Below are 6,151 nucleotides of genomic sequence, written 5' to 3'. Positions count from 1 at the left end.
AAAAACATATACGTTTAACATTGTTCATTGTATAAACACAGATAAAGAAAACAACTATGACTGAATCTACCGACAGATTAGATAGTACTAAATTGAATAGCGTTGAATCGGCTAGTACTAATATTGCTGACAATAAAGTACCTATAGCTGTGAGTAGTACTCATCAATCGATTGACTCTAAAACCATGAATCATACGCCTAAAGCTATGTACGTGACTTCAGGCAACTCGATAACACCTAAAGGTAAGTTGGATAAAATGCCAAAAATGGTTGCCAATGGCAGTCGCGCTTTTATCTGGTATTTGTTGGCGATAATGGTGTTAATACTTGATCAATGGACTAAGTGGTTGGCCCAAACCAAATTAGCGTTCAATGACCCCGTACCGGTCATTGAACCATTTCTCAACTGGACACTCGCTTATAACTATGGGGCAGCATTTAGCTTTTTAGCCAACGCTGGCGGTTGGCAGAAATGGTTTTTCTCAGGCTTAGCTTTTGTAATGGCTATCTTTTTAACGGTTTATTTAATCAAAGCGCCACGTGCAGCCAAGCTATTATCTATGGGGTTGGCCTTAATGCTTGGTGGTGCGATTGGCAACTTAATCGATCGTTTAAGAATTGGTAAAGTGGTTGACTTTATCCATGTGCATTATGCTGATGTCTGGAATTATCCTCTTTTCAATGTTGCAGATATAGGTGTCTGTGTCGGTGTCGCATTGATTATAATTGACATGATATTTTTAGAAAGTAAGCGTAATAAATAAGCACATTGATGCCGATTATCACAAACAAAATGAACTAGCGTCGTAGTCACTCTATACGGAAAAATACTTTTTATACTTGAGTATGTTTATAAAATGTGAACTGGAAGGTAATGTATGACTGGTATAGGTACTCACTCATTTTAGGTCTTAAAACCCAATACTTAAAAGCTCTGCGTAGAGCCATTATTATAGAGACATTGAATAATCCATAAATTCTTTATTGATAATAACAAAAGGAAAATATAGTGTCACAGGCTCAGCCAACTATTGAAAAAATTCACAGCCTTAGAAAAAAACAAGAGACAGCGTTAAAAAGTCTTACCCTTATATAGTCGATACACTCTAAAAATGTCATAGCACTACTGGGATGAATTTTGCGCAGCCTCCTATCGTGCGCTCAAAGAAATTTGAAGCGGACTATAATAATTACCATCGTTTGTCAGGCGAGGGTAAGCGGGATACAGACACATTCAGAAATGAAATGAAGAATTTTATTACTATGTATCCTGAAGATTTTGAGAAAAAACCGCTAGAAAATTATTTGAAATAACAGCTATTAATGGCACTCCATTAACATTTCTGTAAGTACATTACCGTTAAATGATTACCCTGCGCAGCAAGATAGCTCTTTAACGTCTTTGCTAAAGGTTTGAGCGCATAACTTCAATCCTTCAACCATCGTCAAATACGGAAATAGTTGACCTGCCAATTCTTCGACTGTCATTTTATTATGAATAGCAAGAGCCGCACTTTGAATCAGTTCTCCGCCTTCATGGGCTAAAATTTGTGCGCCTATCAGTTTTCCCGTGGATTCTTCAGCTACCAACTTGATAAAACCATCCGTTTCAAAATTTGCTAAAGCTCTTGGTACGTTTTCCATATCAAGTACACGACTTATCGTATTTATTCCTACCGCTGAAGCTTGTACTTCGGTTAGACCTACCGTAGCAACTTGTGGGTCGGTGAATATAACAGCAGGCATGGTAGATAAGTCGAGTTGCGCATTTCCACCTGTCATATTAATTCCAGCCCTACTTCCGGCAGCAGCAGCAACATAAACAAATTGTGGCATATTGGAGCAATCTCCAGCGGCATAAATGTTAGCTGTTGATGTTTCCATCATACTATTAACAACAATGGCACCACTTTTATCTGTTTCAACACCAACATTTTCTAAACCAAGCTTTCCAGTATTTGCATGGCGACCCGTAGAGATAAGCAATTTTTCAGCGATTAATGTTCCTTCGTTAGTTTCCAATGAAAAACCATTGCTATCATAAGAAACATGACTTGCTTGCGTATTATTAAGTACCCTAATACCTTCTTTTTCAAAGCACTCTGCCAGTTTTTCACCTAATAACGGATCTTCAGCATATAAAAGGGTATGTCTGGCTAGAATTGTCACACGGCTACCTAAACGGGCATAAGCTTGCGCAATTTCCAGAGCAACAACGGAGGAGCCGATGACAACTAGACTACTCGGTAACTCTTCTGCAAATAAGGCTTCTGTTGATGTCCAATAAGGTGTATCAACTAAACCCTTAATTGGCGGAATGCTTGGTGTAGAGCCTGTTGCAATTAAAATGCGATCTGCAACCAGCTCTTCTTCACTACCATCAGACTTGTGAACTAGCAAGGTATTTTGATTTTTAAAACGTGCATAACCTTTAAGTAAAGATAGCGCGGGATTACTCTCTAAAATACGTTGATATTTAGCATCGCGTAGTTCTTCGACGCGAGCGTTTTGCTGATGTGCTAATAAGGAGCGGCTAAGTTGTGGCTGAATATTTTCTAAACCATCAAACGGGTTAGTACGTTGCTGATGCGCTAATTGCGCAGCACGGATCAATATTTTTGAAGGAACACAGCCGACATTTACACAGCAACCTCCGATTACATCGGCTCCTTCAATGATAGTAACTCTTGCTCCGCCTTCTGCTGCTTTAATCGCACTGGCAAAGGCCCCTGAACCACTACCAATAATGGCTACATGTAATTGTTCTGGCTGGATGTCATTTGGCGAGCAACAACTATTCGTTGACATATTTTATTCCTCTTAAAAAGTTAAGCGGTACAAGTTTCATCATCACAGCATTTATTCGCAGGAGAAACCATGTCCCAAATTGATACAGCAACCATTAGTCCTAGCCCCGTATAAGTAACGTATGAACTCCACCCGTACTGGAACCAAGGGTATAAAGAGAGTAAAACCAAAATGGGGCCAATTGAACCGATAAAACTACGGTGCCATTGACGATGGCTAAACCAGCCTAAGATATTCATTGCCAGCGCTAATACTGCAAACAGTGGTAACAACGTATTGATAAATACCCCTTCCCACTGACTAAGAAATCCCATCCCAATTGCCGCACCAAGACTAGCTATCGCGGGAAAACACATGGCGCATCCCATTGCCGAAACAAGTGCACCTATAGAGCCTGCTTTATCTCCGATACGCGTAACTAGTTCTAAGGGGCTAAATATTACTTATTTTCACTTTTTAAATTTGAAGGGTAGCCAGCGTTGGTAGTCGCTGCAATTAATGCATTGATGTTGGTTTTAGTGTCATCAAAAGAAACAACAGCTAGCTTAGGCTTGTAGGTAACTTTCGCATTTTCAACGCCATCAACATTTTCTAATGACTTTTTAACTGTGATTGGACATGTCGCACAGTTCATCGTTGGCACTTCCAGTGTAACTGTTTTTACTTCAGCAAAAGCACCAAAACTAGAAAGTGAAAGCAGTGCGGTTAATAATAATTTTTTCATAATTAGCTCCAAATTTTAAAATGTTATAAATTTCTTGATCTGTATATTAAGCAAACAAAAGTATCCAATAATTACTGGTCACTAAAATTGTCGCAACTATAGCGCTCAGCCAGAAAATGACTTTTCGTTGTTGCTGTTTCTTAGGAATTGCACAGGCCGTTCCCGGCTCACACTCTTCTACAGGACGGTAAATTTTCCAACCTGAGTAACCAAACAACAACACTACAAATGCGATAAATAATGGCCTATAGGGTTCAAATGCAGTTAAATTACCAATCCATGAGCCACTTACCCCAAGTAATAACAGGAGCAAAGGACCTACACAGCATACGCCTGCGCCTAATGCTGCTATGATGCCTCCTATCATTGGAAGGTTTGATTCTTTTTGATTCATATAGATACCTCATTAGATAATGCAAGTGTATTGCATGTACCTAAGTACGGAGTCAAGGGTGATTTATAAAAAATTTATCTTTGATAATCTGCTACGACAGATACGGGGAATAAGCTAACTTGAATTAAGGCGCAGAAGTAAAATTGGATATGCTGTTTTAGTGGGAAATGGTAGTTAAGTGAATCATTTACTTCGGTTGCAACGAATCAATTATTGGGCAGTGGCTATCGTCATCATTATTTTGGCATTGTCCTAAATGTTCTTCCAAAGCGTGTTCTAACAACAACAAGTCAGCCATCTTTTTTTGTACTGCGATCAGTTTTTTATTAGCTAATTCTTGTACTTTACTACATGGACTATCGTTTAACGCAAGTAACCCTTCAATCTCATTTAGCGTAAAACCTAATTCTTGAGAACGCTTGATAAAATGTATTCTATTTACCGTTTCTTTCGGGTAATGTCTATAGCCCTGCATAGGCTTTGGTGGTTGTTTAATTAAGCCTTTGCGTTCATAAAAGCGAATTGTTTCGACATTTACACTCAGTTCTTTAGCCAACATACTTATGGTTCGTTTAGACACGTTATCAATTACCTTACTGACTTTTTGTTTACTTACTTTATATCTAATTAAAGTGACCATCAATGAATACCAGTTTAAACATCGCTAATTGATTTTGTTTTTTCTTCTATTAAATAAGTAAAGTTACCGTTGTTACAACAATATTAAACCACAACAATGTATGGTTTATCCTTTTTCATTATCAAAGTCCAAATTAGTGTTATTACATGCAGTTCTACATGAGTATACCCTAGCGGAACCATCTATTTCAGCATTTAAACCTATTAACAGACCACTTAAAACAGACCGGTATAATGGAACCACTTATATTAAGTCGTCTTTGATTATTTATAAATAGGTATTATTCACACTAAAATAATCAAGTACGACGTGAACAATACCTATACGGCGATGAGCCATAACAAATATATCAATTAGTAAGCGACTTATCCGCCATTTCATTAGCCATCTTCAATGCTTGGTATAAACTCGTCGCACTTGCGCCGCCGCGTCCCGCCAAGTCTAGCGCCGTACCATGATCGACAGAGGTGCGAATATAAGGCAGTCCTAAGGTGAGATTTACCGTATCACCAAAGCCGTGTGATTTGAGTACGGGCAACCCTTGATCGTGATACATGGCGATGACTGCATCGCAGTTTGCTAAGTGTCTGGGGGTAAACAGCGTATCGGCTGGCATCGCCTCTGAAATATTGACGCCTGCATCGGTGAACTCTCGTAAGACTGGATTGATAATCTCAATCTCCTCCATACCCAAATGCCCGCCCTCGCCTGCATGTGGATTGAGACCGCACACCAAAATACGAGGCTGCGTGAGGCCAAACTTTTCTCTCATGTCATTGACAACGATTTGTACTGTTTGACGTACATTATCCGCGGTGATGGCAGCAGGTATGTCTTTTAATGGCAAATGGGTAGTGACAAGCGCGACTTTCATCGCTTGATTGGCAAGCATCATCACCACTTTCTCACAGCCACTTTGCTGCATAAAAAACTCGGTGTGACCGCTAAACATAGTGCCATCCAATAGCTTGATACCAGCATCTATCAGCGCTGATTTTTGTAAAGGACCTGTGACGATAGCGGCAACTGTTCCATTTACTGCTAACTGATGAGCAATGTCTAATTGCTGAGCCACCATCGCTGAGTTGGCAATATTGATTTGTCCGCCAGTAACTGGTCCTGCACAAGGGACGTTAAGCAAAATAAAAGCACTATCAGCATCTATATCCTGCTGTGCTATCTGCTCGGCCGCGTCCATATCAAAGTCACCAGCCTCGTTGTCAATGGTTTGCCAAATAGGCACTTCTGTCAACACGCCAGCTGAAACCAACTCCTCTGCACGGACTTGCATCGTGCTCGCATCAGCGGTTACCCAAATGGGACGGTCAAAATCTTGCAGCTTGCCCTCTGCCGCCAGATTCAATACGACATCCATTCCAATGCCCGCAGGTTCACCTGTCGTGATTAATAATGGTCGTTTTTGTTCTGTCATAGCAATAGCCTTATTTTATTTAAATTTTTGATTTTATTATATTTATCGTCAATATTTTCAGTTGTTACGTTTAGACAATGGATGCGGTCTCTTATTTTATGCATAACAATCACTGTAGATTTAGTTGCTTACCCAGCCTAAAAAATCACATTA

General features: G+C 39.7%; 6 protein-coding genes and 1 pseudogene. 1 reads left to right on the top strand and 6 read right to left on the bottom strand.

Annotated features, from left to right (window positions below; all coding sequences use genetic code 11):
- Positions 1–56 precede the first annotated feature (56 nt).
- Positions 57–764, top strand: coding sequence for a signal peptidase II (lspA, locus tag BLR43_RS07380; protein ID WP_093070029.1), 708 nt, complete (start codon positions 57–59; stop codon positions 762–764).
- A 604-nt stretch (positions 765–1,368) separates the two neighbouring features.
- Here lspA and merA read toward each other — a convergent pair.
- From merA to pdxA, 6 genes and pseudogenes are all read right to left on the bottom strand, one after another.
- A pseudogene (merA, locus tag BLR43_RS07370) lies at positions 1,369–2,760 on the bottom strand (mercury(II) reductase); the annotation flags it as partial.
- A 68-nt stretch (positions 2,761–2,828) separates the two neighbouring features.
- Positions 2,829–3,248, bottom strand: a complete 420-nt coding sequence (gene merC, locus BLR43_RS07365) for an organomercurial transporter MerC (RefSeq protein WP_093070026.1) — start codon at positions 3,246–3,248, stop codon at positions 2,829–2,831.
- On the bottom strand, positions 3,248–3,532 hold the full coding sequence (gene merP, locus BLR43_RS07360; protein WP_008110847.1) for a mercury resistance system periplasmic binding protein MerP: 285 nt from the start codon (positions 3,530–3,532) through the stop codon (positions 3,248–3,250). Before merP ends, merC begins: the two co-directional genes overlap by 1 nt.
- Positions 3,533–3,578: 46 nt before the next feature.
- Positions 3,579–3,926 carry a mercuric transporter MerT family protein gene (locus BLR43_RS07355; protein ID WP_016899520.1) on the bottom strand — a complete coding sequence of 116 codons (348 nt, stop codon included), beginning with the start codon at positions 3,924–3,926 and terminating at the stop codon, positions 3,579–3,581.
- 187 nt (positions 3,927–4,113) lie between these two features.
- Positions 4,114–4,485, bottom strand: a complete 372-nt coding sequence (gene merR, locus BLR43_RS07350; RefSeq protein WP_033011277.1) for a mercury resistance transcriptional regulator MerR — start codon at positions 4,483–4,485, stop codon at positions 4,114–4,116.
- A 430-nt stretch (positions 4,486–4,915) separates the two neighbouring features.
- Entirely contained in the window at positions 4,916–5,998 is a 1,083-nt protein-coding gene (gene pdxA, locus BLR43_RS07345) for a 4-hydroxythreonine-4-phosphate dehydrogenase PdxA (RefSeq protein WP_071001651.1), read from the bottom strand.
- Positions 5,999–6,151 lie beyond the last annotated feature (153 nt).

Source organism: Psychrobacter pacificensis (assembly GCF_900101915.1).
Taxonomy (GTDB): domain Bacteria; phylum Pseudomonadota; class Gammaproteobacteria; order Pseudomonadales; family Moraxellaceae; genus Psychrobacter; species Psychrobacter pacificensis.
The sequence above is the reverse complement of the archived record's forward strand: the minus strand, read 5'-3'. Positions and strand labels throughout refer to the sequence as shown.

What these genes read in the sequence shown, in the direction of transcription:
- pdxA (WP_071001651.1), bottom strand. Translation starts at nt 5,998, where the DNA reads ATGACAGAACAAAAACGACCATTATTAATCACGACAGGTGAACCTGCG.
- merR (WP_033011277.1), bottom strand. Translation starts at nt 4,485, where the DNA reads ATGTTGGCTAAAGAACTGAGTGTAAATGTCGAAACAATTCGCTTTTAT.
- BLR43_RS07355 (WP_016899520.1), bottom strand. Translation starts at nt 3,926, where the DNA reads ATGAATCAAAAAGAATCAAACCTTCCAATGATAGGAGGCATCATAGCA.
- merP (WP_008110847.1), bottom strand. Translation starts at nt 3,532, where the DNA reads ATGAAAAAATTATTATTAACCGCACTGCTTTCACTTTCTAGTTTTGGT.
- lspA (WP_093070029.1), top strand. Translation starts at nt 57, where the DNA reads ATGACTGAATCTACCGACAGATTAGATAGTACTAAATTGAATAGCGTT.